This is a genomic window from Thermostichus sp. MS-CIW-37 (genome assembly GCF_054060065.1).
Map to the genome: position 1 here is coordinate 1 of NZ_JBSSCV010000015.1, position 23,473 is coordinate 23,473.

Sequence of the window (23,473 nt, forward strand, 5' to 3'; positions counted from 1 at the left end):
TTTAAGTGTGGACACTGTGGATGGGAAGGGGATGCGGATTTGAATGGTGCGAATGTGATTGCGCTTTTGGGGGCTGTCGTAAACCAGCCTAGAGGCTCGTGGTTGGCTTGCCAACTGCAGGGCTACCGTTCGCGCCAGCGGGCCGGAGGCCTTAAGCCCGCCCTGTACTGCGAAGCAGTCAGGGTTGGGTAGTTTACCACTTGTCCTGCGACCGGTCGCCTCAGCGGTACCGAGCACTTCGGCGTTGCCCAGCAAGATGTTCTTCCCATTGCTCGTATGAGAAAGGGCCTTTATCCTGCCAGCACCTACGATCCTGCCTGCCCGGTCGGCAGCTACTGGGACAGCACGATAGCAGATCCCGGTTGGCGGCATCCGGCACCTTTGCAAGCGCAGGTGGGCGCGGAGGTGGTCATTGTGGGGGGAGGATTGACGGGGCTATCGACGGCTCTGCACCTGGCCCGCGACCATGGCATTTCTGCCTGCCTGCTGGAGGCGGGATCCCTGGGTTGGGGGGCCTCGGGACGCAACGGTGGCTTTTGCGGGGTGGGGTCGAGCCACCTTACCCACACCCAGATGGTGCGGCGGGTGGGGCTGGCGGAGACGGAGCGCTACTACCGGGATCAATGGCAGGCAGTGGAAACCGTTCAGGAGCTGGCGGCCAGCGAGGGCTTCTCCCTAGAGGCTCAGGGACAGGGCTGCTATGCAGTGGCCCATCGTCCACAGGCATGGTCGGAGTTAGAGGCCGAGTACCAGATCTGTACTCAGGTGGCGGGCTACCCGGCCCAGCTCCTCAACCCCAAAGAGCTGCGGGAACGCGGCTTCAACAGCCAAGAGAACCACGGCGCTTTGCACATCGGGGTGGGGTTTGGCCTCAACCCCCTCAAGCTCACCCAAGGACTGGCCCAAGCGGCCCACCGGTGGGGGGCGAAGCTGTACAGCGGCAGTCCGGTCACGGCCTGGGGAAAGGTGGGATCCCAACACATCTGCCACACGCCGGGAGGAACGGTGCGCGCTCGGCACTTGGTCATTGCCACCAATGGCTACACCCCAGAGGCCCTGTATCCCCAACTGGCGGGATCCCTGCTGCCGGCACTGTCCAACATCCTGGTCACCCGACCTCTGACGCCTCAGGAGCAGAAAGCGCAAGGGTGGTGGAATCCGACGCCACTCTACGACATGCGGCGGCTGCTGTTTTATTACCGCCTACTGCCGGATGGGCGTTTGCTGTTTGGGGGGCGGGGCGGCACCCGCGATACCCCGACGGAGCGACGGCAGTTGCGCACTTGGATGACCCGACAGCTCTATCGTCTTTTCCCTGCTTGGGAAGGGGTGGAGATCGAGTATGCCTGGAATGGACTGGTCTGCCTTTCTCGACAGTTTCACCCCCACATCGGCCCTTCGCCGGCGGATCCCAGCCTATGGTATGGCCTGGCCTATCACGGCAGCGGTGTAGCCACGGCGGTGTGGGCGGGCAAAATGCTGGCCCAGGAGATTGCCGGGATCCCTTCTCAGATGAGCGCTCTGTTTCGCCAGCCGCCCCGCGCTTTCCCTTTGCCCTGGTTACGGCTGCACTATCTGCGGCTGGGGTATCTCTGGTGGCAGTTGACGGATGGATAGCCTCTCCAAGTGTGCGGGGGATCCCTCTGTTCGGCGGAGAAGTCCTGCCCTAGTCTGGTTGTAGTTGGGTGGAAACCATCGCTTGTCGTTGCTCCTGAGGTATCCAGTGCTGCTCACGTCTTGCCATCGGCCTGCTCCAGATCCGTCTCCTCTCGAAGCCCAATCGGCAGCCTGTCGCCGCCAACGGCTCTCGCAAGCGGGGCAGCGGCTAGGGTTTGCATTGCTGCTCAGCCTACCCACCATGTTTTGGCCTTGGCCCGGATTTGCCCAAATTGCCGGATCCCTTCTCAGCCCTTTGGTGGCGGCTTGGATCCGTTCTGAGGTGCAGAGGGTCGATAACCTGCAAGTGCAAATTGTCGGCTCTGACGCCCAGATTTTGAATGGGCAGATCCCTCAGGCCCAGGTGTCGGGAGACAACCTCAGCTATCAAGGCTTTCAGGTCAGCCATCTGCGGCTGCGGGGCCAGGATATTCGCCTCAATGTGGGCGAAGCCATCCAGGGACGGAGCCCGCTGCAGCTATTGGCCCCTGTGCCGGTGCAGGTGAGTTTACGCCTCACCGAGGAAGACCTGAACCGCACCCTTCAGGCTCCCCTCATCCAAGCCCAACTGGCCCAGGCCCAGGTGCAGTTGCCCGTTGGGGGCCAAGTGGTGCCCTTTCTCATCCGCCAGCCTCAGGTCACGCTGGAACAGGGTCGGCTGCGCATCCAGGCTAACCTGACCACTCCGGAAGGGGTGGAAGCGCCGGTGACGGTGCTGACCGGCCTAGAAGCCCAAGGCCCCAACCGGTTGCGGCTGGTCAATCCCCTTTGGGTGAGCGAAGGCCAAGAGATCCCCATCCCCGGCCTGGCCGATTTCCCCATTCAGTTGGATCCGGGCGTGCGCATCGACCGCTTGGAGTTGCAGCCCGGCCAAATCCTCTACGAAGGGATCCTGACCATTTACCCAGAAGTCGCAACCGTGCCGCAGGGATAGTTCGCCTGGGCAGGACGGAGACCTTTCCCGTTCAGCAACGGGTGTGATCGGGATCAATCTCAAAGGGTGTGCCTCTGGGCGAGGATCCCTCTAGCAACCGGAGGGAAAGGGATCTTGCTGGCCGTTTGCGTTGGTGCCCCGTCGGGAACCGCACCGTCCACAAGACGAGAGCGGCATCGACTCCCTTCGGTAGCCGGGCAGGAGTGGTGTATTGAGGTGAGATCATGATCCAGCCATCCAACTGCAAACTCGACCCCTGGGTCGCGGTAGCGGCGCGGAGCACTTGCGGCTGGGCGCTGCTGCTGATTTTGTCGGTTGGTTTTTTGGGGGGATGTGCTGACGACCCAGTTTCCACGGTGCCTCTGGACGGCACGGCTGCCGGCACCCGCACGGCCACTCCTGAGGGCCGAACCTTCTCCGATATCTCGCCCGGTCGGGATCCCCGTCTGAAGCATCTTTGGGCCAGCTTTGTCATCAGCCCCCAGCAATTGCAATCTGCCCGCGAGGCTTCTGTCTCTCTCCATCCGCAGGCCATTTTTCCCTGCACCGACTGCGAAAGCCTGCCGGGATCCCCGCCCCCCACTGCTTCCCCCGCTCCAGGCACCTACCGATCTGACCAGCTCACCTTCTCCTTCCGGGTTGAGCCCAATGAGACGTCCACCCGCCTCAGGGGTAGCTTTCACCTGGATACCACCACGCCTCTGATCCACCCCGGCGCAGGGGTGCGCTTGGTAATCCAACGGGCTTTCTGGGGGGAAGACCCGCTGGAACCGCTGCCACCTCCCCAGGACTTTCACCCTCAGCAGATCATCCGAGGCCAGTTCCAGGAGCGCAGTTGGATCCTCCCTTTCTCCCTGCCGCATCCCCCTGCCGGTGAGGTCTTGCCGCCGCTGCGGCTGGAGGTTGTTCTCACCTCGCCAATCCCACCCGATTCCGCCCCCTTTCTGCGGGGTAGGCCGCTGCCGCCACCTCCGGGTCGGCTGTATCACGGGGTCGCTTGGCCGGGCATTCCCACTTGGGATCAACTCCTCGCCTATCGCCAGGCCATCGGTCAACCCCCCGCCTGGGCAGCCGTGGATCACCTCTGGGATCCCCGCCAGGACTTTCCACAGCAGTTGGCCAGTCGCCTGCGGGAAAGCGGCTCAGTCCCCTACCTGCGCCTGCGGCTAGATCCAGCCCAACTTTCTGCCTTGGCCAATGGGGATCACGATGAGACCTTGCGCTCTTGGGCCCGCGGGATCCAGCGCTTTGCCACCCCCATCATCCTGGCCGTCGTTGTTGGCGACGGGGATCCCGAACGCGCTCGCGGTAGCGGTGGGGAGCCCTTTGGTGGGACGGAGTCCTCGCTGCAACAACGGGCTTACCAACACCTGATGCAAACCCTGCGCTCTGTTCGCGTTAGCGGGACGGAGTCCCCGGCCAATTTGCTCTGGGTGGTGGAGCTGGACGGAGAAGATGCCAAGGCCGTGTCCACCTGGGCTCGGTTCCCTGAGATGGACTGGCTGAGCCTACAGGTAACGGGGGATCCCGCCGCTTTTGAACCGCTGTACCGCCGCCTTGAGGCCCTCAACCCGGAAGTGCCTGTGGTGATCCGCGGGCCAGCCCTGGGCTCGGAAGCCTCTCAACCTCTGCTGGAAGGTCTGGAGGCGCAGCGCTGGCCTCAGGTGATCGGCTGGAGCTGGGCCTTGAGCGGAGACGGGATCCCTCCTGCAGCAGCACAGGATTGGCGGCAGCATCTGCAACAGGGGGATCCCAAGATATGGCTGGGGGAAATGCGGGTGCAACTCCCGCCCAGCCCCCTTCCCTCGCCCAAGCTCTGAGAAAGGGCGCCCTGTCTGGAAAAACCTCCCGGAAAAGTCGATAATAAGCCAGCCGTTTTACCTTTCCTTCAGGAATTGTGGCCCTGATCCCCTCATCACCTCCCCTGTCCCGCTTCGCCCAGGCCATCCAGCGGGGGGAATTTCTGCTCACCGCCGAGATTACCCCCCCCAAGGGATCCGACACCAGCACCCTGCTGTCTCTGGCCCAGCAGCTCAAGGGGCGGGTGCATGCCATCAACATTACGGACTCCAACCGAGCCATGGCCCGCATGAGCCCGTTGGCAGCTTCGCTGCTGTTGCATCAGGCAGGCGTTGAACCGATCCTGCAGTTGGCCTGTCGGGATCGCAACCGCCTGGCCCTCCAGGGGGATCTGTTGGGGGCCTCAGCTCTCGGCCTGCGCAATGTGTTGGCCCTCACCGGGGATCCCATCCACATCGGCGATTGCCCCGATGCCCGCCCCGTATTCGATCTGGAGTCGGTGCGCCTGCTGCAGCTTATCCAACGGCTGAACAATGGCCTCGATTGCAACGGCAAACCTCTCCCGGATGGGGGCACGCATCTGTTGCCGGGGGCAGCAGTAGAACCCCAATCGGGCAGCTTTTCCGGCCTGGAGCGGCGCTTCCACCGCAAGCTGGAAAACGGAGCCCAATTTTTCCAAAGCCAGATGGTTACCGACTTTGAGCAACTGGAGCGCTTCATGGATAAGTTGGGCCGTCCCGCCGGCAAGCCCATTTTGGCCGGCATCTTTTTGCTCAAGTCGGCCAAAAATGCCGAGTTTATCAACCGCAACCTGCCAGGAGTGAAGATCCCAGACGGGATCATCCGGCGGCTGGCCAACGCCGCCCACCCCCTCGAAGAAGGGATCCGCATTGCCGCCGAACAGGTGCGTCAGGCCCGCCAGATCTGCCATGGGGTGCATCTGATGGCCGTCAAAGCCGAGCACCTCATCCCCCGCATTCTGGATGAGGCCGGGATCCCTCCCCTGACCGGCTAGCTCAACACTTGCTCCAGCCCGTAGACCAAACCTTTGAGCTGCAGCACCTTGCGGATCCCCAGGATCACTCCCGGCATAAAAGCTATCCGATCCGTGGTGTCGTGTCTCAACGTGAGGGTTTGCCCCATCCCACCAAAGATGACCTCCTGGTGGGCAATCAACCCCGGCAGACGAACGCTGTGAATGGGAATGTTGGGGCCAGAGAGCCCTCCCCGCGCACCGGGGATCAGCTCTTTTTCTTCCACTGAGGACTCCGTCCCGCTGTCGCGAACGGGCGGGTTAAAGGTTTTGCCCAATTGTCCCAGCCGTTGGGCCGTCTGCAGAGCCGTGCCGCTGGGGGCATCCGCTTTGCGGTTGTGGTGCAGCTCGATGATCTCGACATGGTCAAAATACTGCGCTGCCTGCAGCGCCATCTGCTGCAGCAAAATCATGCCGATGGCAAAATTGGGCGCGATTAAACAGCCCACACCCGACTTGTCCGCCAGATCCCGCAGCCGCTCCACCTGCTCCGGCGTCAGGCCCGTCGTCCCCACCACCGGACGCACGCCAAAGGCAATGGCCGAGCGAACATGTTCAGAGGCCGACCGAGGATGGGTAAAGTCCACCATTACGCCGCGGCTGCTGCGCTGCGACAACCTCAGCAACTGCCCCGGCAGGTCGTCGGTAATCTCCACCCCCAGGGATCCCAGGCCCAGCACCTCGCCAATATCCGAGCCCAATTGCGAGCGGGCTACTGCCCCCACTAGGGTCATGTCGGGCGTCTGGGCAACGGCCCGCACCACCTCCCGCCCCATTTTGCCCAAGGCCCCCACCACCAAAACCGGAATGGGGGATTGGGCCGCTCCTGGAGTTGCCAACCCCTGAGAGGGGTCTGCACCACTATCGCGATCGACCGGATCAACCGATGTTGTCACCCGCTGCTGCCCTCATCCAAGCTCTACGCAACAACTGGGAAGGAGAGGGATCCCTGCAGATCCATCACAGCTTCACCTCAATATCTACTCCTGCCGGCAGATCCAGCTTCATGAGAGCATCGATGGTTTTGGAAGAGGGGGAATAGATGTCGATAATGCGCCGGTGGGTGCGGGTTTCAAAATGTTCCCGCGAGTCCTTGTCGATGTGGGGGGAGCGCAGCACACAGTAGATGCGGCGCCGAGTAGGCAAAGGAATCGGGCCAACCGGCACGGCGTCGGTACGACGAGCCGTATCCACGATTTTGTCGCAGGAAGTATCCAGCAGCCGATGATCGTAAGCCTTCAGGCGGATACGAATTTTCTGTTGAGTCAAGGTAGGCATGGCCGGAGAGCAATCCAGAAAAAGGGGGACTCAAAAAAGCTGGCAGGGAAAGTGCTCCGCGCCACTATCGCAACTGAGTTGGTCTGGGGCCGTCGGCACTCAATCCCTGCCAGGAAAAAGCAGCTTACTTCAGGATCTTGGAGACAACACCCGCTCCGACAGTACGGCCACCCTCGCGGATAGCAAAGCGCATCCCCTGCTCAATGGCGATGGGCTGGATCAGCTCCACCGTCATCCTGACGCGGTCGCCGGGCATCACCATCTCTGGCTGGGATCCGTCATCAGCCGTGAAGGAAGAGATGGTGCCGGTTACATCGGTGGTGCGCACATAGAACTGAGGACGATAGCCGGCAAAGAAGGGCGTGTGGCGACCTCCCTCCTCTTTCTTGAGGACATACACCTCAGACTCGAAGCTGGTGTGAGGAGTAATGGTCTTGGGCTTGGCCAGCACCATGCCGCGCTCCACTTCGTTCTTCTGAATGCCCCGCAACAGCACACCAACGTTGTCGCCGGCGATCCCTTCGTCGAGGGTTTTCTGGAACATCTCCAGGCCGGTAACGGTGGTAGAGCGAGTTTCTCGCAGGCCCACCAGTTCCACCGTTTCGCCCACCTTGATGCGACCCCGCTCGATCCGGCCCGTGGCCACCGTACCCCGACCGGTAATCGAGAAGACATCCTCCACGGCCATCAGGAAGGGCTTGTCCACATCCCGCTCCGGCGTGGGAATGTAGGAGTCTACCGCATCCATCAGCTCATAGATTTTGTCCACCCAAGGATCTTCGCCCCGCTGGGTTTTGGGGTTGGCAGTCATCCGTTCCAGAGCTTTCAGCGCCGATCCTCTAATGATGGGGATGTCGTCGCCGGGGAAGTCGTATTTGGAGAGGAGCTCCCGCACTTCCAGCTCCACCAACTCCAGCAGCTCTGGATCGTCCACCATGTCTGCCTTGTTCAGAAAGACCACCAAGCTGGGCACCCCTACCTGACGGGCCAACAGGATGTGCTCCCGTGTTTGGGGCATGGGACCATCAGCTGCAGACACCACCAAGATGGCCCCATCCATCTGAGCCGCGCCTGTGATCATGTTCTTCACGTAGTCGGCGTGGCCGGGACAATCCACGTGGGCGTAGTGACGGTTGGCAGTCTGATACTCGACGTGGGCGGTGTTGATGGTAATGCCGCGAGCTTTTTCCTCTGGCGCTGCGTCGATCTCGTCGTACCTTTTGGCTGTGGCCTGACCCAAAGCAGCCAAGGTGGTGGTGATGGCAGCCGTCAAGGTGGTCTTGCCGTGGTCAACATGGCCGATGGTGCCAACGTTGACATGGGGTTTGGTGCGTTCAAACTTAGCGCGTGCCATGAATCATCACTTCCTTTTTGGTTTCAGTCAGCTACTCATTTCCTTTGTTTTTGGCAATGATGGCTTCGGCGATACTGCGAGGAACTTCCTCGTAGTGGCTGAACTCCATCGTGAAGGTGCCTCGACCTTGGGTCTTGGAGCGAATGTCGGTGGCATAGCCAAACATCTCCGCCAAGGGAACTTTGGCATTGACTTTGGTAATGCCGCCTTCTGTATTCATCCCCTCCATCTGGCCGCGGCGGGCGTTGATGTCCCCGATGACATCCCCCACAAAGGCTTCAGGGACTTCCACCTCGACCTTCATCATCGGCTCCAGCAAGGTAGGGCTTGCCCTGCGAGCGGCCTCCTTCAGAGCCATCGAACCGGCGATCTTGAAGGCCATTTCGCTGGAGTCCACCTCGTGGTAGGAGCCATCCACCAGGGTGGCGCGGATGTCAATCAGGGGATAGCCCGCCAGCACACCGGATTCGCAGGCTTCTCGGATCCCTTGCTCGGCTGGCCCAATGTATTCTTTGGGCACAACGCCACCCACAATCTTGGAAACGAACTCAAATCCTGTACCCGGCTCCGCCGGCTCTAGGTCGATAACCACATGGCCGTACTGGCCGCGGCCACCACTCTGGCGAACAAACTTGCCTTCCACGCGGCTAACCGGCTTGCGAATGGTTTCGCGGTAGGCCACCTGTGGGTTACCAACATTGGCTTCTACGTTGAACTCCCGCAGCATCCGATCCACCAAGATCTCCAGGTGCAGCTCGCCCATCCCAGAGATGATGGTTTGATTGGTCTCAGGATCCACAGACACGCGGAAGGTGGGATCCTCCTTGGCCAGGGCCTGCAGGGCCTTGGAGAGCTTATCGATATCGGCTTTGGTTTTGGGTTCTACAGCCACCGAGATCACCGGCTCTGGGATGAACAGTGACTCTAGGATCACCGGCGCATTTTCGTCGCAGAGGGTGTCCCCAGTAGTGGTGTCCTTGAGGCCCACCACAGCTCCCAGATCTCCTGCCCGCAGCTCATCCACGTCCAAGCGTTCATCCGCCTTCAGCACCACCAGCCGCGAGATTCGCTCTTTCTTGTTTTTGGTGGAGTTGAGCACATAAGTACCTTTGGTCAACACCCCCGAGTAGACGCGAATGAAGGTGAGATCCCCGTACTTATCGCTCATCAACTTGAAGGCCAGTGCGGAGAAGGGCTCATCGTCGCTGGCGCGGCGGGACACTTCTGATCCATCCGGCAGCACCCCCTTGATGGCCGGAATATCCACAGGCGAGGGCAGGTAATCCACCACCGCATCCAGCAGCATCTGGACTCCCTTGTTCTTGAAGGCAGAGCCACACAGCATGGGCACAATTTGGCCGCTGATCGTGCCTTTGCGCAGACCCGCCATCAAGTCGGCTTCGCTCAGATCTTCTTCGGCGAAGTACTTCTCCATCAGAGCCTCGTCCGTCTCGGCCACTGCTTCCACCAGCTTGGCCCGATACTCCGCCACGAGATCTTTCATCTCCTCGGGGATGGGGGCCGGACGAATGTCTTTGCCGATCTCATCCATATAAATGCGGGCTTGCATCCGCACCAAGTCAACAATGCCGCAAAACCCGTCTTCGGCACCGATGGGCAGTTGGATGGGCACAGCATTGGCCTTGAGGCGCTCCCGGATCTGGTTGTAAACCTTGAGGAAATTGGCCCCCATGCGATCCATTTTGTTGACGAAGGCAATGCGGGGCACATTGTAACGATTGGCTTGCCGCCAGACGGTCTCAGACTGAGGCTGCACGCCGCCCACCGAGTCAAAGACGGCGATCACCCCATCCAGCACCCGCATGGAGCGCTCAACTTCAATGGTGAAATCGACGTGCCCAGGAGTATCGATGATGTTGATGGTGTACTCCGGTGCGCCGGAGAGGGGCTGGGAAGGATTGGCGGGATCCCGCTTAGTCCAACGGGTGGTGATGGCCGCAGCGGTGATGGTGATGCCCCGCTCCCGCTCCTGGGCCATCCAATCGGTGACCGCAGTTCCGTCGTGAACTTCGCCAATTTTGTGCACCAGACCGGAGTAGAAGAGAATCCGCTCTGTGGTCGTGGTCTTGCCAGCATCGATGTGAGCCGCGATGCCGATGTTTCGGACTCGTTCTAGGGGAACTGTGCGTGCCACGTCAACCTCCCAATCCTCGTCGCCCTGCGACTTGGGCAAACTAAAAAATCCTTTACAATTCTAATCTTTTTTGCCGATTTTCTCCACCTCACTCGAACTCTGGGTGGGCAGAACAGGGATCCCAAAAGTCTCCACTGCTCCACCAGGCTAATTCAGTAGCGGTAGTGGGCAAAGGCTTTGTTGGCCTCGGCCATGCGATGCACCTCTTCCCGCCGTCGAATGGCGCTGCCGGTTTCGTTGGCTGCATCGATCAGCTCATTGGCCAACTTGGCGGCCATGGTGCGACCTGGACGAGTGCGCGAAAAGGTCACCAACCAGCGCAGCGCTAGGGAAGTGCCCCGTTCTCCTCTCACCTCCACAGGCACCTGATAGGTGGCTCCGCCCACCCGGCGGGCTTTTACCTCTACCAATGGGGTGGCGTTGCGAACGGCATTTTCCAGCAAGGGCAGCGGGTCTTGGCCGGTGCGCTCCCGCACAATGTCCAGAGCTTCATAGAGGATCCTGGCAGCCAGGGATGCCTTACCCCTCATCATCAACTTGCGGATCAGCATGGTAACCAGACGGCTCCCATACTTGGGATCCGGGGGCACATCACGACGAGGGGCACGGTTGCGGCGAGACATAGGAGCTGGGTTGCTTGTTCAGATGGGGATGGCAGAAAGAAAGATGACGAGTGGGATATGGAGGATTGAGGGTGAGGGCAAAGCTATTTTTTCTTGCCGGCGGCGGCTGGAGCTTGGCCCGGCTTGGGCCGTTTCGCCCCGTATTTGGAGCGGCCTTGTTTGCGGTCTTTGACCCCTGCAGCGTCGAGGGTGCCCCGGATAATGTGGTAACGCACGCCGGGCAAATCCTTAACCCGCCCACCGCGAATCATGACCACAGAGTGCTCTTGTAGGTTGTGGCCGATGCCGGGAATGTAAGCGGTGACCTCAAAGCCAGAGGTGAGGCGAACGCGAGCCACTTTTCGCAGCGCTGAGTTGGGCTTTTTGGGCGTTGTCGTGTACACTCGGGTGCAAACCCCCCGCCGCTGTGGACAAGCCTTCAGAGCAGGGGACTTGGTTTTGCGAGCGGCAACACTGCGCTCCTCGCGGATCAGTTGCTGAATGGTGGGCATGAGTTGGCAGAGAAGGTCACGGCTTAAATTTTAAATTATCCGGTTGAATTATCCGGCGATATCGAATCCTAGCAAGGCGGGATCCCGGCGTCAACTTGGGGATGGACTGCTGGGCTGTTAGCCTGGCCGAGTCTGAATTTCGGCCTCGTTCCCCCCTTGCCTCAGCTTTTTAGGAGACTCTGCACACCAGAAAGGATCCCTAGCAGACGATGGGCTGGTTAGATTGGTGGATTGTGCCTCCATGTCCGCTTTGCCAACGCCCTGCCAAGGCCGTGTTTTGTCAAGACTGTCAGAGACGGTTGCAGGCGGAACGCCTTGCCACCTGGCCAGTCACCACTGATCCTTGGCCGCTTTACGCCTGGGGGATCCACCGGGGGGCGCTGCGCAGGGCTATCTACTGCCTGAAGTACGAGGGACAACGGCGCATTGGCTCGGTTTTGGGAGAATGGCTGGGATCCCGCTGGGTGGAAAGCCGACAGCCGTCTTCAGGCTCCCGTAGGGCCTATGGCTTGGACTATACGGTGGTGCCCATCCCGCTTCATGCGGAGCGCCTGCGGCAACGGGGCTACAACCAAGCCGCCTTGATCAGCCAAGCCTTTTGCCAGCGGACAGGTCTGAGACATTGGCCTGAGGCTCTGGTGCGGGTGCGGGCCACAGCGGCTCAACATGAGCTCAACCCGCTGCAACGACAGCACAACTTGGCCGGGGCCTTTGCCCTGAAACAAGTTCCGGCCACACCGGTGTTGCTGGTGGATGACATCTACACCACCGGCTCTACCGTTCAAGCCGCCCAGCAGGTGTTGGCCGCTGCCGGGATCCGTGTAGCCGGGGTAATCGTTGCCGCTCAAACCCCAAAAGCCGCCTCTCCAGACTGGCCCGGCCCTCCAGACCCTATCCCGCCTCCACCAAATTAAAGGCGGTGACAAACATAAAGTCACAAAACTCGCGCACCAAGTTCGGATCCCGCCAGCCCTTGCGGGTTTCCTCCCGCAGCACTTCCAGGGCCTGTTCGGCGGTCAGGGCCGGTTTGTAGGGGCGAGAGGAGATCAGAGCGTCGAAGATGTCGATCACCTGAAAGACGCGGGCCAACAGGGGAATCTCTTCGCCTGCCAGCCCATCCGGGTAGCCGCTGCCATCCCAACGCTCGTGGTGGTGGCGGATGATCGGCAGCACATCCTGCATGGTGCGCAAGCCCCGACAAATGTCTTCGCCGATCAACACATGGGATTTCATGATCTCCCATTCTTCCGGGGTATGCTTGCCCTGCTTGCACAAAATCGCATCCGGGATCCCGACTTTGCCGATGTCGTGCAGGTAGCCGCCCCAGCGCAGGGCCTTGATCTGTTGACGAGACAGCCCCAAGTAACGGCCAAACTGTTCCCCCATGGCCACCAAGCGTTCGCAATGGTCACCCGTGGTGGGATCCCGACTTTCCACGGCGCGGGCAATGGCAAACAACACCTTGGCAGCGTGATCCAGGTCTTCGTTCAAGCGCTTTTGGTGGATGGATGAGCGTACCCGCGCCAGCAGCTCCACGTGATCGAAGGGCTTGGTCAAAATGTCGTCGGCCCCCACCTGCATCCCCATCAGGCGATTGGAGCGGTCGGTCAGGGCAGTGATCAGCACAACGGGGATCAGGCGGGTCAGCTCATTGGCCTTCAGTTGCCGGCAGACATCGAACCCGCTCATGTTCGGCATCAGCACATCCAACAGCACCAAGTCTGGCCGAAGCCGCTCCACAGCCTCCAAAGCCTCTTCGCCGTTGGTGGCCTCGCTCACGCGGAAGTGGGCCGACCGCAACAGCTCACCGATGTAGAGGCGGCTGCTGGCCTGATCGTCCACCACCAAAACATGATCCGCCTCCGCCAGCTTCGGGTTTAGACGGGGAAAGGGGGTGTGAGTCAGGCGGGAGTTCATGGCGGCCAAAATCTAGTCTTGCATCGAGTACGAGCTTTCCCCCTCAGCCGGATTCGGCGCAACCCCACAGGGGATCCCAGTCCAAACACTTGGCGGTAGGATGCCAACAAACTCAAACGGCATCCCTCAGCCCTCGTATCTAGACACACTCTACACCCAGGTTTTTAAGACTGTACTCCGCAACTTTGCTGAACCTACTGCCCTCTTTGCAGGGCTGCCTGATGGGGATCCACATTGAGAAACACGGTGGCATCTCCCTCGACGCGGATGATGCGCAAACGGGGCAGCGAGCCCGTCGGGTTTTGGATGCGCTCTTGCAGCTTCTCGTAGAACAGCAGATCCGCCAGTTGCGCGTTCTGCGCTGCCGCTTGTCCTTTCAGCTCAATGGCCCGCTGGTTGGCCGCCGCCAAGATCAGCAGCCGCTCGGTCTCTTTTTCCTGAATTTGCGCCCGCACTGCCGCCGTTTGTGCTGTAATCGAGGCCACCTGTTTGCGTTCAATCGAGTCTCTTAAGGCTTGTGGGAAATTGGGGTTGCCCAGAAACAGGCCCTCCACCTGCACCAGAGGCAGGGTTTGGCCATCGCGGTTGACAGTAGGCATCTCTTGGCGAATCAAGTCCAGCGCTCGTTGTTCGATGGCAGCCCGCTGGCTTTTCCGGTAAAAGTCTTCCGAATTGAAAGAGGCGGAGATATCCCGGATTTTGGAGCGCACCACCGGCACCACCACCGTGGAAAGATAGTTCTCGCCGATGCTGGCGTGCAGCTCGTCCAAAGTGGCGAGGTTGGGCTTGAGGGCAATGGCCACATCGATGGCAAAGGCTTGTCCATCGGCGGTGTTCACGGTGATGGCGTTGCTGATGGCATTGGCCGAGGCAGGGTCGTTGGTAAACTCCCAAACGCGGGTGAGCACGGTGTAGGTGATCGGCGTCTCGATCCCTGGAATCCGGAAGATGACCCCCGGCAATTCTACCCGCCCCTTTTGCAGCCCGGAAAAGGTATTGAACACTACAGTGGCATGTCCGGGCAAAGTGACGTACAGGCAAGCGCGGAGCACTCCCAGGGCCGCCAAGACGGCGATCCCTCCTACGGTTAACCAACCCACTCTGCTTTGGGGTGCTTCTCCTGTTGGATACATGGCGGCTGCTCCCGTTTTAGGGTCGGTGAGAAGAGCTGAGGAAATTGGGGACAGGCTAAAAGGATTGATTTCCTAATTGAGTTATCTATTTGGTGATCAAAGTTTCCAGACGGGATCCCAGTACCGCGGCTTTCACCACCTCTAGGTACTGCGGATTTTGGGTGAGGGCCTGTGCTTTGGCTCTCAATTGACCGGCTTCTGCCTCCGCTTGAGAAATGATGGCGCGGGCATCTTGGCGGGCCTGCTCGATCTCAAATTGCTTTTGCGCCAGTTGATTTTCGGCAATGGTTTTTGCCTCAATGGCCGCTACAAAATCAGGATCGAAATCCACATCCCGCAGCAGAAAATCCAAAACCTCGATGCCGTATTCCTTCAGCAGAAGAGCCACCCGTTCGCGGATTTGGCCCTGGAGCAGCGGACGCTCCGTGGAATACAGAGCCTGGGCAGAAAAGCCGCTGGTCTCATTCAGAATGACCGACCGGACGATGGGGGCGATGCGATCCAGGTAATTTTCCCCCAGTTGCGTATAGACCTTGGGGGCGTCCACAATGCGAAACTGCAGCGTCGCCTCAGCTGCAATCTGCTGCCCATCCTGAGAAAGGGCCACCAGCCGCGGCGCGTAGGCAGTCGGGTCGTTGTCCTTCCAGGTGAGGGCCTGCGTTTTTACATCGAAGGTAACCGTGCGCGAGACAAAAGGCGGCACCCAATGGAGACCAGGCTGCAAAGCCATCGGGCTCACCCCCCCTCCCCAGGTGAACACCACCATATTTTCTCCGTTGCCCACCAGTCGCAGCGGCCTGCCCATCGCCACCAGGATCAACACGGCTCCGGCAAGGGTGGCCTTGGGCAACCAGCGACCAACTCGCCTTTCCCAACCTTCTGCTCGCATCTCCCCATCTCCTGCGCATGCAGCCATTCTCGCGGCTGTGGGGAAATGAGGCTGAGAAATCGCCGCTATCTTTTAAGTTTTCTCCAGGGATCCCGCGAGAGATCCCGCGCTTGCTTACCCACTGTTCTCAACGATGTCGAGAACTCTACAAAGTTTACAAAAGATTACTTCATACTTTGCAAAGACCCGTGACGGACAAGCGAAAAGGGAAGAAGATTAAAACATAATAAAGATTTGGGTTGCCGTTCATGCTACCTACTGTCAACTACGAGCGGCGGGACATCCAAGTGCCACTCTCGTGCATCCCCGTTGCCGCCCGGGCCTTGATCCGGCAGGGGGTATCCGTCTGCTGGCGGGAAGAAAGCCTGTCTGCCTTGATTCGTCTGGGATCCAAAGGAGCCGCCGACCGAGCCGCCATTCTGCTGGTGGAAATGAGCCTCATGGGCCAACCGGAAGAGCTAAAAAACTGGCTGGAGATGTGCTGGCAACTGCCCGCTTGTTTCAGGGAACCGCTGCAGGTGTAGGGGTACCCTCTGTGGACGAATGCGGGATCGGCTTCTGTAGCTATTCCTCTGTAGCTACTCTGAACATGTCTAAGACATCCCCCGCCGCCTTGCCCTGCTAGCCTCTCTCCCACTTTGTTTGGGAAGCTGCAAGCTTTTTTGCTCGAATTCTACCGAGTTTGTACCCCAGACTACAGCGCTGCTCAATCCAATTGTGACCTCAAGGTTTGCACTCCCCGCCGCGACCAGCTTACCGCTCCAGACCGATCGGCTACGTAGAGGGGTCGTTGTTTCTGCCGAAACCAGGCAGTCACTGCTTCGCTGACAGAGCCAGAGCTAATGCCCGCCTGCACCTGAAAGCGCTCCAGGAGATCCAAAATCAGGGATCCCCCGTCCCACCACAGCCAGTCGATCTGGGCCGGCATCAGCGGGGATCCGGTTAGCTCGGCTTGCACATGGGTGCCGGCAGAGCCCAGCAGCAGCCAATGGGATCCCTCAGCCTCCAGTGTCAACACCAGGGGATTGGTGTAGACAGCTTGCAGCCGCAGCCGCTCCGAGAAAGGCATCCGATCGCCTGGCTGCAGCACCTGATAGGGGATCCCGGCAGCTTGCACAGCACTGAGGGAGCGCAGGTAACTTTCGGAAGCCGCATTAGCCCCTCCCCCATCCCAGAATTGCCCAATCGCGTTGGCGGGACGTACTCCTTTGGAGAAAGCCGACAGCAGGATCTCCCAGCCGCCATTGGCAGAGCCGACAGAGGTCATGGCCACCGCCCCGTCCAGACGGCGCAGGCCCCGCTGCCGCAAAAAGGGCACTACTGTGCGTTCTGCCAAACGGGGATCCCCGCTGTTGAGCAAGAGGTGGCGCCCTTCCGCTTGAATGGCCAGGATGGGAATTCGTCCACTGGCCAGGGCGGTGATCTGAACGGCTGGCCCCGGCCACATCCTTGGACCCAGGAGGATGGCGGCCATGATCAGGGCTGTGCCCTGCCAGCGGAAAGCCCGTTGCCACCGTGGCCAAAAGGTCACGGCCACCAGCGCGCCGTAGAGGAGCAAGCACTGGAGCAGAGAAACTCCGCCGGTGTAGTAGGAGCTGAAGGGCCAACCGGCTATCCAGTTCACCCAGTTGATCAAAGGCGTGAGAAGCAGCCCTAGGGGCCTTGCCAGCAGGGATCCCAGCCCCGGCCAGAGCAAAGCCCCAAACGCCACCCCGAACCCCGCTACCAGCAGCGGCACTAGCAGAATCAGCAGCAGCGGGTTGGCCAGCAGCGAGTAGGTGGGGATGCGGCCAAAGATGGCCACCTGCAGCGGCAAGGTCCAGATCTGGGCGGCCAGAGGAACGGCCAAGGCGGTGGCCACTGCCGGGGGCAAAAAGTCCAAGCGGGAAACAATGGGAGCTGTCCCCACCAGCAGGCCCAGGGTGGCGGCGAAGCTGAGCTGGAACCCCAAATCCGTAATCCACATGGGCTGATAGATTAGCAACACCACCGCCACCACCAGCAACGTGCCCAGCGGATTGAGCCTAACTTTTCCCTGCAGGCGCGGCTCCGTCAGCACCACCATGGCTGCTGCCCCCATCAGTGCTGCCCGCAACACCGAAGGGCTGAACCCCGTGAGGGCGATATAAAGCCCCAGCACTGCCAGAATGATCCCCTGCTGCAGGCGCACCGCCAGCCGGCGCGTCAGGACAAACACCACCCCCACCAACAGCGACACATGAAACCCAGAGGCGGCCAGCGCATGGGCCATGCCGATTTCCCGGAAGGCATCCTGCAAGTCGAAATCCAATTGGGCGGCCCGGGATCCCAGCACCAAGGAAGCCAACAGATTCCCCTGCCGCTCTCCTAGCCCGGCGATGAACGCTTCCCGCACCCGCCGCCGCAACACCCAGCCCCCCCAACCTCTTCCCCCCGGCTGCAGGATCACCTCACGGGCGCTGAAGCCGGCAAAAGCCCCCTGGCGCTGCAGGTAGGCTTGAAAATCAGAGCTGCCCGGGTTCAAGGCCGGACTGGGAAGGTACAGGGATCCCGTCAGGCGCACCCGTTGGTTGGGGTGGAGATCCTTGTCCTGGAGGGCCTCAGGGCCGGTGGTGACGTAGAGCTTGCCGCTGACCTGGCGGGTCGTGGAGTCGGCGTTGAGCACCTGCTCTGCTCTCAGCCAAAATTGCCGCCGTTCGCTGCGGGTGGGACGAGGTTCCGAGAGGACGGTGCCCACCAAGTTCATCTGCTGCTGGGGGGCCAACAGACTGATATCCGTCGGCCCGGGAAAAGGCTGCCGCCAACCCAGGTAACCCCAAGCCAGACACCCCACCAGCCCCATCGCCAGCCAAGTGCGGGCCAAACGCAGTCGCCGCCGGCACAGCAGGGATCCCGCCAGCCCCAATCCCAGAGGGATCCCCCAGCCCCACCCGGCAGCCTGGGGCCAAGCCCGCACCAGCAGGCCCAAGATCCAGCCCAACCCCAGCAGATAGGTTCTTTCCATGTGCCCCAGACCCGTCTGCCCCCCACTGTACCGATGTGGTCAAGCGGGATCCATTGCGTTGTCTTAACCTTGCTCGCCTGCCGAAAGAATTGTACCGAAAGAATTGTATTAAAGGATACTCTTTCTCGACCTTGGCAAAGGGAGTGTAGATTAGGGCTGGTCGCGCCAGCGGGATGTAGTCCTTGGCAGTTTCCTGCGCCGGCATCCTGAAAACGACCCTAAAACGACCCTAAGTTATCTGTCCCCTTCCCCGCTGTTTCCCCTAGACCCTATGCGCATCCGATCCATCCGCGTTCTCAGTGGCCCCAACTACTGGAGCATCCGTCGTCATAAGCTGATTCAAATGCGGCTTGATCTGGAAGACTTGCAGGAGCGACCCACCAACACCATCCCGGGTTTCAAAGAAAGGTTGGAGGCCCTGTTGCCGGGACTGTGGGAACACCAGTGCTCCCGCGGCTGCTATGGGGGATTCTTGCAACGGGTGGAAGAGGGCACCCTCATGGGCCATGTGGTGGAGCATGTGGCCTTGGAACTGCAGACTCTGGCCGGCATGAAAGTGGATTTTGGCCGCACCCGCGAAACCTCCACCCCCGGCACCTACAACGTCGTGTTCGAGTATCAAGAGGCAGAGGCCGGGCGCTTTGCGGCCAAAGCTGCAGTCTACCTCTGTCAGGCTTTGGTGGATGGAGAAGACTACCGCCGCGACCTAGAACTGGACATTCAAGAGTTGCGAGAGATCCGAGAGAACGTCCGCTTCGGCCCCAGCACCCAAGCTTTGCTGGACGAGGCCGCCCTGCGCGGGATCCCCTATCTGCGCCTCAACAAGGGATCCCTGGTGCAACTGGGGTACGGCGTCTACCAAAAGCGCATCGAAGCCACCACCACTGAAAAAACCAGCATCATTGCTACCGACCTGGCCGCCGACAAGCAGGCCACCAAAGAACTGCTGCAGGACATGGGGATCCCGGTGCCCAAGGGCTATACGGTGCGTCGCCGCAGCGAGTTGGCAGCCACCATCGAGGATGTCGGGGGCTTTCCGGTGGTGATCAAGCCCCTTAACGCCAACCACGGCAAGGGCATCACCGTCAACATCAGCAGCCTGGAAGCCGCCGAGATCGCCTACGATGCCGCCAGCCAATACTCCGATGTGGTGTTGGTGGAAAAGCACCTGGTGGGGGATGACTACCGACTGCTGGTGATCAACAACAAGCTGGTGGCTGTGGCCAAGCGGATCCCAGCCTATGTGGTGGGAGATGGCCGCTCCACCATTCAAGAGCTGATCGACGAAGTCAACAGGGATCCGCGGCGGGGGTTTGGCCACGAAAACGTGCTGACCCAAATTAGCGTTGATGACATGACCCTGCGTATCCTCGAAAGCAAAGGCTACACCCTGGATACGGTGCTGCCCAAAGGAGAACATTGCACCCTCAAATCCACCGCCAACCTGAGCACCGGAGGCATCGCCGTCGATTGCACCGATATCATCCATCCCTACAACGCCTTCATTGCCGAACGGGCAGCTCAGATCATCGGCCTGGATGTGGCGGGCATCGACCTCATCTGCCCGGACATTGCCCAGCCCGTCAACGAAACCGGTGGCGGCATTGTCGAGGTGAACGCTTCTCCGGGTTTGCGCATGCACCTGGCCCCCAGCGAAGGGATCCCGCGCAATGTGGCTGAGCCCATCATCGACATGCTCTTTCCCCCCGGCAGCCACACCCGCATCCCCATCCTGGCCGTCACCGGCACCAACGGCAAAACCACCACCACCCGCCTGATCGCCCACATCCTCAAAGGCATCGGCAAGCGGGTCGGCTTCACCACCACCGACGGCGTTTACATCCAAAACCATCAAATTGCCAAGGGAGACATGACCGGCCCCCACAGCGCCCGCCTGGTGCTCAGGGATCCCACCGTAGAAGTGGCGGTGCTGGAAACGGCGCGGGGCGGCATTTTGCGAGAGGGGCTGGGGTTCCCGGAATGCGATATTGGCGTGGTGCTCAACGTAACCTCAGATCACCTGGGGTTGGGGGATATCGAAACCCTAGAAGACATGGCCCGCGTCAAATCCGTCTTGGTGGAAGCGGTACACGAGCGGGGCTACGCCGTCCTGAATGCCGACGATGGCCTGGTGGCAGCCATGGCCGCCAATGTCAAGGCGACAGTGGCCTATTTCAGCATGAACCCGGAAAATCCCCTCATTCAAAAGCACATTGCTTCCGGGGGCATAGCAGCTGTCTATGAAGAGGGCCACATCTCCATTTTGAAACGGGGCTGGAAACTGCGCATAGAAGATGTAACCAAAATTCCCCTCACCCTCTCTGGCAAGGCCAGCTTCATGATCCAAAATGTGCTGGCCGCCACCTTGGCAGCCTTCCTGCACGGGGTTTCCATCGACGACATCCGCATGGCGCTGGGCACCTTCACCAGTTCTGTGGCCCAAACCCCTGGTCGCCTCAACTTGTTCGATGTGGGGGGCTACCAAGTGCTGGTGGACTATGCCCACAACCCGGCAGGTTACGAAGCCATTCAAAGTACCCTGGAGCGCTGGGATTGCCAACGAAAAATTGGGGTTATCGGCGGGCCTGGGGATCGGCGCAACAGCGACCTACGAGAGCTGGGAGTCTTGGCAGCGCGCATGTTCGACCGAGCCATTGTCAAAGAAGATGATGACCGGCGAGGACGGGAGCCAGGCGAGGTGGCCGCCCTGATCCGGCAGGGTTGGGAACAGGAAAAGGCAGGGGATCGTCTGCAGGAAATCTTGGATGAGGCAACTGCTATCGAAACCGCTCTGGAGAAAGCCGAACCCGGAGACCTGGTGGTGATCTTTCCGGCGGATGTACAGCGCACCATCCAGATCATCACCCGCTTTCAAGACAAGCTCAATCCCAAACCCAGTTACCGTGGCTCCTCCTACAGCATCGGCCCAGATTTGATCTCCCCCAGCCCTGACGTCAAACTGTCTTAGGCTGGCTGCCGACAACTCCAGAGTGCTCTATGGCCTCCATTCCTGGACAGACATCGAGAATTGAGTGGGCGGAGGTGACCCATAAGTCCTCGGCGGCGATATCCTAAGTTTAGGCTGGCGGGGGCGGGTGACTTGTCTTTTGGGCAGCAGCAGGTGTTCGGCTCAGGGGATCCTCGGCTTTTCAGAAGCCTTAACCGTTCTAAAAAAGTCTGAGGGATGGCAGACAGAACTTTGGGGATCCCAAAAGGTCTAAAGACTCCGTCCCGCCGACGCGATGGGAATGTCGTTAGGGTAGTTGTGAATTTGGCAAGGAAAACAGCTCATGGACAGCGCTCTGCTTCAAGCGGCTCGCCAGATTTATCAATTTCATCTGCAGTATCGACCGGAAGTGCTGGAGCAACCCCCGCGGGGAGTAGTTATTCACCGCCGTACCCTGCGAGGGGATCTGATCTTTTCCGAGTTCCCCATCCTGCTGCCCCAGGAAACTTTTATTCCGCTGCAGCAGTTGGAGCCGCTGCGGTGAGGCACGAGGTCGGCGCTGACAGAGCAGATCCCCCCTTCCTCTCCTGCTTTTGGGAACTCCGTCCCGCCGACGCGATGGGAATGGCTGCCATGCTCGAGGTTCTCCCCTACTGCACAACGCTCACATGATGTGGCTGAGCATGATGTGGCTGAGCAGCGCCGACGCCAACAGAATCTGGGAGCTGCGCCTGTTGGCCTGGGTGCTGGTACTGGTGCTGGGGGCCTGTGTGGGCAGCTTCTTGAACGTGGTGGTCTATCGCCTGCCGCAGGGTCTTTCTCTGCTCCATCCCGGATCCCATTGTCCAAGCTGCAAGACGCCGCTGGGCCCCACGGAGAACATTCCCATCCTAGGCTGGTTGTTGCTGCGCGGTCGCTGCCGCCATTGTGGAGCGCAGATTAGCTGGCGCTACCCTGCCGTTGAGGCGTTGACAATGGGCCTGTTTGCCCTCAGCATCGGCGCTTTGGGGTTTTCTGCCCAAGGGATCCTCACCTGCATCTTGTTGAGCTGGCTGTTGGCCCTGGCGCTCATCGATCTGGATACCTTTTTGCTGCCGGAGGAGCTGACCCGTTCAGGCCTGGTGGTGGGGCTTTTGGCCCGCCTGGCTCTGCCGTGGCTCCAGGGATCCGGATCCCTGGCCGCTACAGGCCTGTCACTGGTGGAAGGGATTGCAGGAGCTGTGCTGGGCCTCTGGCTGCTGGAGGGCATTGGCCTCTTGGCCCGTTGGGTCTTGGGGCGGGAGGCTATGGGCGGGGGAGATGGCAAGCTGTTGGCCCTGATCGGCATGTGGTTGGGCTGGCAGGGGGTGGTGGTGGCCCTTCTTTTGGGTTCCGGGTTTGGCCTGCTGGCTAGCTTGCTGGCCATGACCAAGGGGCGGGCCCGCCTGGGAAAGCCCATCCCCTTCGGCCCCTACTTGGCTATGGGCGGAGGGGTAGCCGCTCTAGCCGGATCCCAACTGGTGGAGGGCTACCTGCGCTGGCTTGACCTGGTGGGGTAGAGGGAACGTCCATTCAACATTGGATACTTCATGTTTCGGGATCTATGACTTCAAACTGATCGGGAAAAAGAATGAGATTAAAATATCGAAAACCTCCTACCAAGCTCAAATCCGGAACCGCTAAATCAACCGCATAGCCTTCAGTGGGATCTGAGTAACATTCCACAATGGATCCCTGAGTTCCAGCAGGAATAGTGGTCTCGCTGAAATACTCCTTGACATCTGCCACAGTTTTGACTCTACTGTATGGCTTGATTCTAGAAGTGGTTTTACTCATCATTGTGTACCTCTAGCCAATTGGTGACCAAACGAGGGATTAAACTTTCCTTATCAACCTGCCACACGGTCACTAAAGTGCCTTTTTTCTGATTGAGGCCCAAAATTTCAATCTTGACTCGATAGCGGCTTCCATAGGGTGTTGGAAACGGATCCCCGGCTAAGGCGCAAGGCAGAGCAGCAGTAACCTGTTGCAGAATGTGAGCAAATCCCACCCTTCTTCCCTCTGGTGTACTGACATCATAGCCAAGCTCTGCAAAGGCAATCCACTTGCCTTGATTTCCAGGATTAGCTGGATTCATAGAGTAATCAACGAACTTGGCAGGATCCACTGCTGCTTCGGAAGCCCTGGGCAAGGATCCGGCCATGGTTGCAGCTTTTGCCGACTTCACGTAAGGTCTAACGACTCCGTCCCGCTGGCGCGAACAGTAGCCCAGACGTCTCACGCTAACCTGAAACAACCATA

Annotated in this window: 20 protein-coding genes and 1 pseudogene; 10 read left to right on the forward strand and 11 right to left on the reverse strand. The window is 60.0% G+C overall.

Annotation, left to right across the window (positions count from 1 at the left end; translation table 11 throughout):
* From ACVWYZ_RS08230 to ACVWYZ_RS08250, 5 genes and pseudogenes are all read left to right on the forward strand, one after another.
* Nucleotides 1–192: pseudogene (locus tag ACVWYZ_RS08230) on the forward strand (RNA-guided endonuclease TnpB family protein); the annotation flags it as partial.
* 84 nt (nt 193–276) lie between these two features.
* A complete protein-coding gene (locus ACVWYZ_RS08235) occupies nt 277–1,617 on the forward strand; it encodes an NAD(P)/FAD-dependent oxidoreductase (protein WP_457466759.1) in 1,341 nt (446 codons plus the stop codon).
* A gap of 106 nt (nt 1,618–1,723) precedes the next feature.
* Nucleotides 1,724–2,590, forward strand: a complete 867-nt coding sequence (locus ACVWYZ_RS08240) for an LmeA family phospholipid-binding protein (protein ID WP_457466760.1) — start codon at nt 1,724–1,726, stop codon at nt 2,588–2,590.
* Between the two features lie 224 nt (nt 2,591–2,814).
* Entirely contained in the window at nt 2,815–4,410 is a 1,596-nt protein-coding gene (locus ACVWYZ_RS08245; protein ID WP_457466761.1) for a hypothetical protein, read from the forward strand.
* A 77-nt stretch (nt 4,411–4,487) separates the two neighbouring features.
* On the forward strand, nt 4,488–5,405 hold the full coding sequence (locus ACVWYZ_RS08250) for a methylenetetrahydrofolate reductase (RefSeq protein ID WP_457466762.1): 918 nt from the start codon (nt 4,488–4,490) through the stop codon (nt 5,403–5,405).
* Here ACVWYZ_RS08250 and dapB read toward each other — a convergent pair.
* The 6 genes from dapB to rpsL all read right to left on the reverse strand — a co-directional run bounded on the left by dapB (nt 5,402) and on the right by rpsL (nt 11,324).
* Nucleotides 5,402–6,262, reverse strand: a complete 861-nt coding sequence (dapB, locus tag ACVWYZ_RS08255) for a 4-hydroxy-tetrahydrodipicolinate reductase (protein ID WP_457466792.1) — start codon at nt 6,260–6,262, stop codon at nt 5,402–5,404. The genes ACVWYZ_RS08250 and dapB overlap by 4 nt on opposite strands.
* 121 nt (nt 6,263–6,383) lie before the next feature.
* Nucleotides 6,384–6,701: a 30S ribosomal protein S10 gene (rpsJ, locus tag ACVWYZ_RS08260; protein ID WP_011432557.1), complete on the reverse strand. Its 318-nt coding sequence runs from the start codon at nt 6,699–6,701 to the stop codon at nt 6,384–6,386.
* Between the two features lie 124 nt (nt 6,702–6,825).
* Nucleotides 6,826–8,055, reverse strand: a complete 1,230-nt coding sequence (gene tuf, locus ACVWYZ_RS08265; RefSeq protein ID WP_457466763.1) for an elongation factor Tu — start codon at nt 8,053–8,055, stop codon at nt 6,826–6,828.
* 31 nt (nt 8,056–8,086) lie between these two features.
* Nucleotides 8,087–10,210, reverse strand: a complete 2,124-nt coding sequence (fusA, locus tag ACVWYZ_RS08270; RefSeq protein WP_011432555.1) for an elongation factor G — start codon at nt 10,208–10,210, stop codon at nt 8,087–8,089.
* Between the two features lie 152 nt (nt 10,211–10,362).
* On the reverse strand, nt 10,363–10,833 hold the full coding sequence (gene rpsG, locus ACVWYZ_RS08275) for a 30S ribosomal protein S7 (RefSeq protein WP_011432554.1): 471 nt from the start codon (nt 10,831–10,833) through the stop codon (nt 10,363–10,365).
* A gap of 83 nt (nt 10,834–10,916) precedes the next feature.
* Nucleotides 10,917–11,324: a 30S ribosomal protein S12 gene (gene rpsL / locus ACVWYZ_RS08280; RefSeq protein WP_011432553.1), complete on the reverse strand. Its 408-nt coding sequence runs from the start codon at nt 11,322–11,324 to the stop codon at nt 10,917–10,919.
* A 209-nt stretch (nt 11,325–11,533) separates the two neighbouring features.
* On the opposite strand from rpsL, the gene ACVWYZ_RS08285 reads away from it, so the two are divergent.
* Nucleotides 11,534–12,238 carry a ComF family protein gene (locus ACVWYZ_RS08285; RefSeq protein WP_457466764.1) on the forward strand — a complete coding sequence of 235 codons (705 nt, stop codon included), beginning with the start codon at nt 11,534–11,536 and terminating at the stop codon, nt 12,236–12,238.
* On the opposite strand, the gene ACVWYZ_RS08290 is transcribed toward ACVWYZ_RS08285, so the two are convergent.
* The 3 genes from ACVWYZ_RS08290 to ACVWYZ_RS08300 all read right to left on the reverse strand — a co-directional run bounded on the left by ACVWYZ_RS08290 (nt 12,216) and on the right by ACVWYZ_RS08300 (nt 15,263).
* Nucleotides 12,216–13,241 carry an HD-GYP domain-containing protein gene (locus ACVWYZ_RS08290; RefSeq protein ID WP_457466765.1) on the reverse strand — a complete coding sequence of 342 codons (1,026 nt, stop codon included), beginning with the start codon at nt 13,239–13,241 and terminating at the stop codon, nt 12,216–12,218. The two genes, ACVWYZ_RS08285 and ACVWYZ_RS08290, sit on opposite strands and share 23 nt — an antisense overlap.
* A gap of 194 nt (nt 13,242–13,435) precedes the next feature.
* On the reverse strand, nt 13,436–14,374 hold the full coding sequence (locus tag ACVWYZ_RS08295; protein WP_457466766.1) for a prohibitin family protein: 939 nt from the start codon (nt 14,372–14,374) through the stop codon (nt 13,436–13,438).
* Nucleotides 14,375–14,459: 85 nt separating this feature from the next.
* Nucleotides 14,460–15,263 carry a prohibitin family protein gene (locus tag ACVWYZ_RS08300; RefSeq protein WP_414413669.1) on the reverse strand — a complete coding sequence of 268 codons (804 nt, stop codon included), beginning with the start codon at nt 15,261–15,263 and terminating at the stop codon, nt 14,460–14,462.
* Between the two features lie 248 nt (nt 15,264–15,511).
* On the opposite strand from ACVWYZ_RS08300, the gene ACVWYZ_RS08305 reads away from it, so the two are divergent.
* Entirely contained in the window at nt 15,512–15,787 is a 276-nt protein-coding gene (locus ACVWYZ_RS08305) for a hypothetical protein (protein WP_457466767.1), read from the forward strand.
* A gap of 182 nt (nt 15,788–15,969) precedes the next feature.
* Here the strand turns inward: ACVWYZ_RS08305 and ACVWYZ_RS08310 are convergent, their stop codons facing one another.
* Nucleotides 15,970–18,246: a ComEC/Rec2 family competence protein gene (locus ACVWYZ_RS08310; RefSeq protein WP_457466768.1), complete on the reverse strand. Its 2,277-nt coding sequence runs from the start codon at nt 18,244–18,246 to the stop codon at nt 15,970–15,972.
* A gap of 271 nt (nt 18,247–18,517) precedes the next feature.
* Between ACVWYZ_RS08310 and cphA the strand changes: the two genes are divergently transcribed.
* From cphA to ACVWYZ_RS08325, 3 genes are all read left to right on the forward strand, one after another.
* A complete protein-coding gene (gene cphA, locus ACVWYZ_RS08315) occupies nt 18,518–21,214 on the forward strand; it encodes a cyanophycin synthetase (RefSeq protein WP_457466769.1) in 2,697 nt (898 codons plus the stop codon).
* A gap of 322 nt (nt 21,215–21,536) precedes the next feature.
* Nucleotides 21,537–21,737, forward strand: coding sequence for a hypothetical protein (locus ACVWYZ_RS08320; protein WP_011432545.1), 201 nt, complete (start codon nt 21,537–21,539; stop codon nt 21,735–21,737).
* Nucleotides 21,738–21,876: 139 nt separating this feature from the next.
* Nucleotides 21,877–22,731: a prepilin peptidase gene (locus tag ACVWYZ_RS08325; RefSeq protein WP_414521757.1), complete on the forward strand. Its 855-nt coding sequence runs from the start codon at nt 21,877–21,879 to the stop codon at nt 22,729–22,731.
* Between the two features lie 269 nt (nt 22,732–23,000).
* On the opposite strand, the gene ACVWYZ_RS08330 is transcribed toward ACVWYZ_RS08325, so the two are convergent.
* Entirely contained in the window at nt 23,001–23,399 is a 399-nt protein-coding gene (locus ACVWYZ_RS08330; protein ID WP_414388491.1) for a DUF6883 domain-containing protein, read from the reverse strand.
* Between the last annotated feature and the right edge of the window lie 74 nt (nt 23,400–23,473).

What these genes read in the sequence shown, in the direction of transcription:
- ACVWYZ_RS08235 (WP_457466759.1), top strand. Translation starts at nt 277, where the DNA reads ATGAGAAAGGGCCTTTATCCTGCCAGCACCTACGATCCTGCCTGCCCG.
- ACVWYZ_RS08245 (WP_457466761.1), top strand. Translation starts at nt 2,815, where the DNA reads ATGATCCAGCCATCCAACTGCAAACTCGACCCCTGGGTCGCGGTAGCG.
- rpsJ (WP_011432557.1), bottom strand. Translation starts at nt 6,701, where the DNA reads ATGCCTACCTTGACTCAACAGAAAATTCGTATCCGCCTGAAGGCTTAC.
- tuf (WP_457466763.1), bottom strand. Translation starts at nt 8,055, where the DNA reads ATGGCACGCGCTAAGTTTGAACGCACCAAACCCCATGTCAACGTTGGC.
- rpsG (WP_011432554.1), bottom strand. Translation starts at nt 10,833, where the DNA reads ATGTCTCGCCGCAACCGTGCCCCTCGTCGTGATGTGCCCCCGGATCCC.
- rpsL (WP_011432553.1), bottom strand. Translation starts at nt 11,324, where the DNA reads ATGCCCACCATTCAGCAACTGATCCGCGAGGAGCGCAGTGTTGCCGCT.
- ACVWYZ_RS08285 (WP_457466764.1), top strand. Translation starts at nt 11,534, where the DNA reads ATGGGCTGGTTAGATTGGTGGATTGTGCCTCCATGTCCGCTTTGCCAA.
- ACVWYZ_RS08290 (WP_457466765.1), bottom strand. Translation starts at nt 13,241, where the DNA reads ATGAACTCCCGCCTGACTCACACCCCCTTTCCCCGTCTAAACCCGAAG.
- ACVWYZ_RS08295 (WP_457466766.1), bottom strand. Translation starts at nt 14,374, where the DNA reads ATGTATCCAACAGGAGAAGCACCCCAAAGCAGAGTGGGTTGGTTAACC.
- ACVWYZ_RS08300 (WP_414413669.1), bottom strand. Translation starts at nt 15,263, where the DNA reads ATGCGAGCAGAAGGTTGGGAAAGGCGAGTTGGTCGCTGGTTGCCCAAG.
- ACVWYZ_RS08305 (WP_457466767.1), top strand. Translation starts at nt 15,512, where the DNA reads ATGCTACCTACTGTCAACTACGAGCGGCGGGACATCCAAGTGCCACTC.
- ACVWYZ_RS08310 (WP_457466768.1), bottom strand. Translation starts at nt 18,246, where the DNA reads ATGGAAAGAACCTATCTGCTGGGGTTGGGCTGGATCTTGGGCCTGCTG.
- cphA (WP_457466769.1), top strand. Translation starts at nt 18,518, where the DNA reads ATGCGCATCCGATCCATCCGCGTTCTCAGTGGCCCCAACTACTGGAGC.
- ACVWYZ_RS08320 (WP_011432545.1), top strand. Translation starts at nt 21,537, where the DNA reads ATGGACAGCGCTCTGCTTCAAGCGGCTCGCCAGATTTATCAATTTCAT.
- ACVWYZ_RS08325 (WP_414521757.1), top strand. Translation starts at nt 21,877, where the DNA reads ATGATGTGGCTGAGCAGCGCCGACGCCAACAGAATCTGGGAGCTGCGC.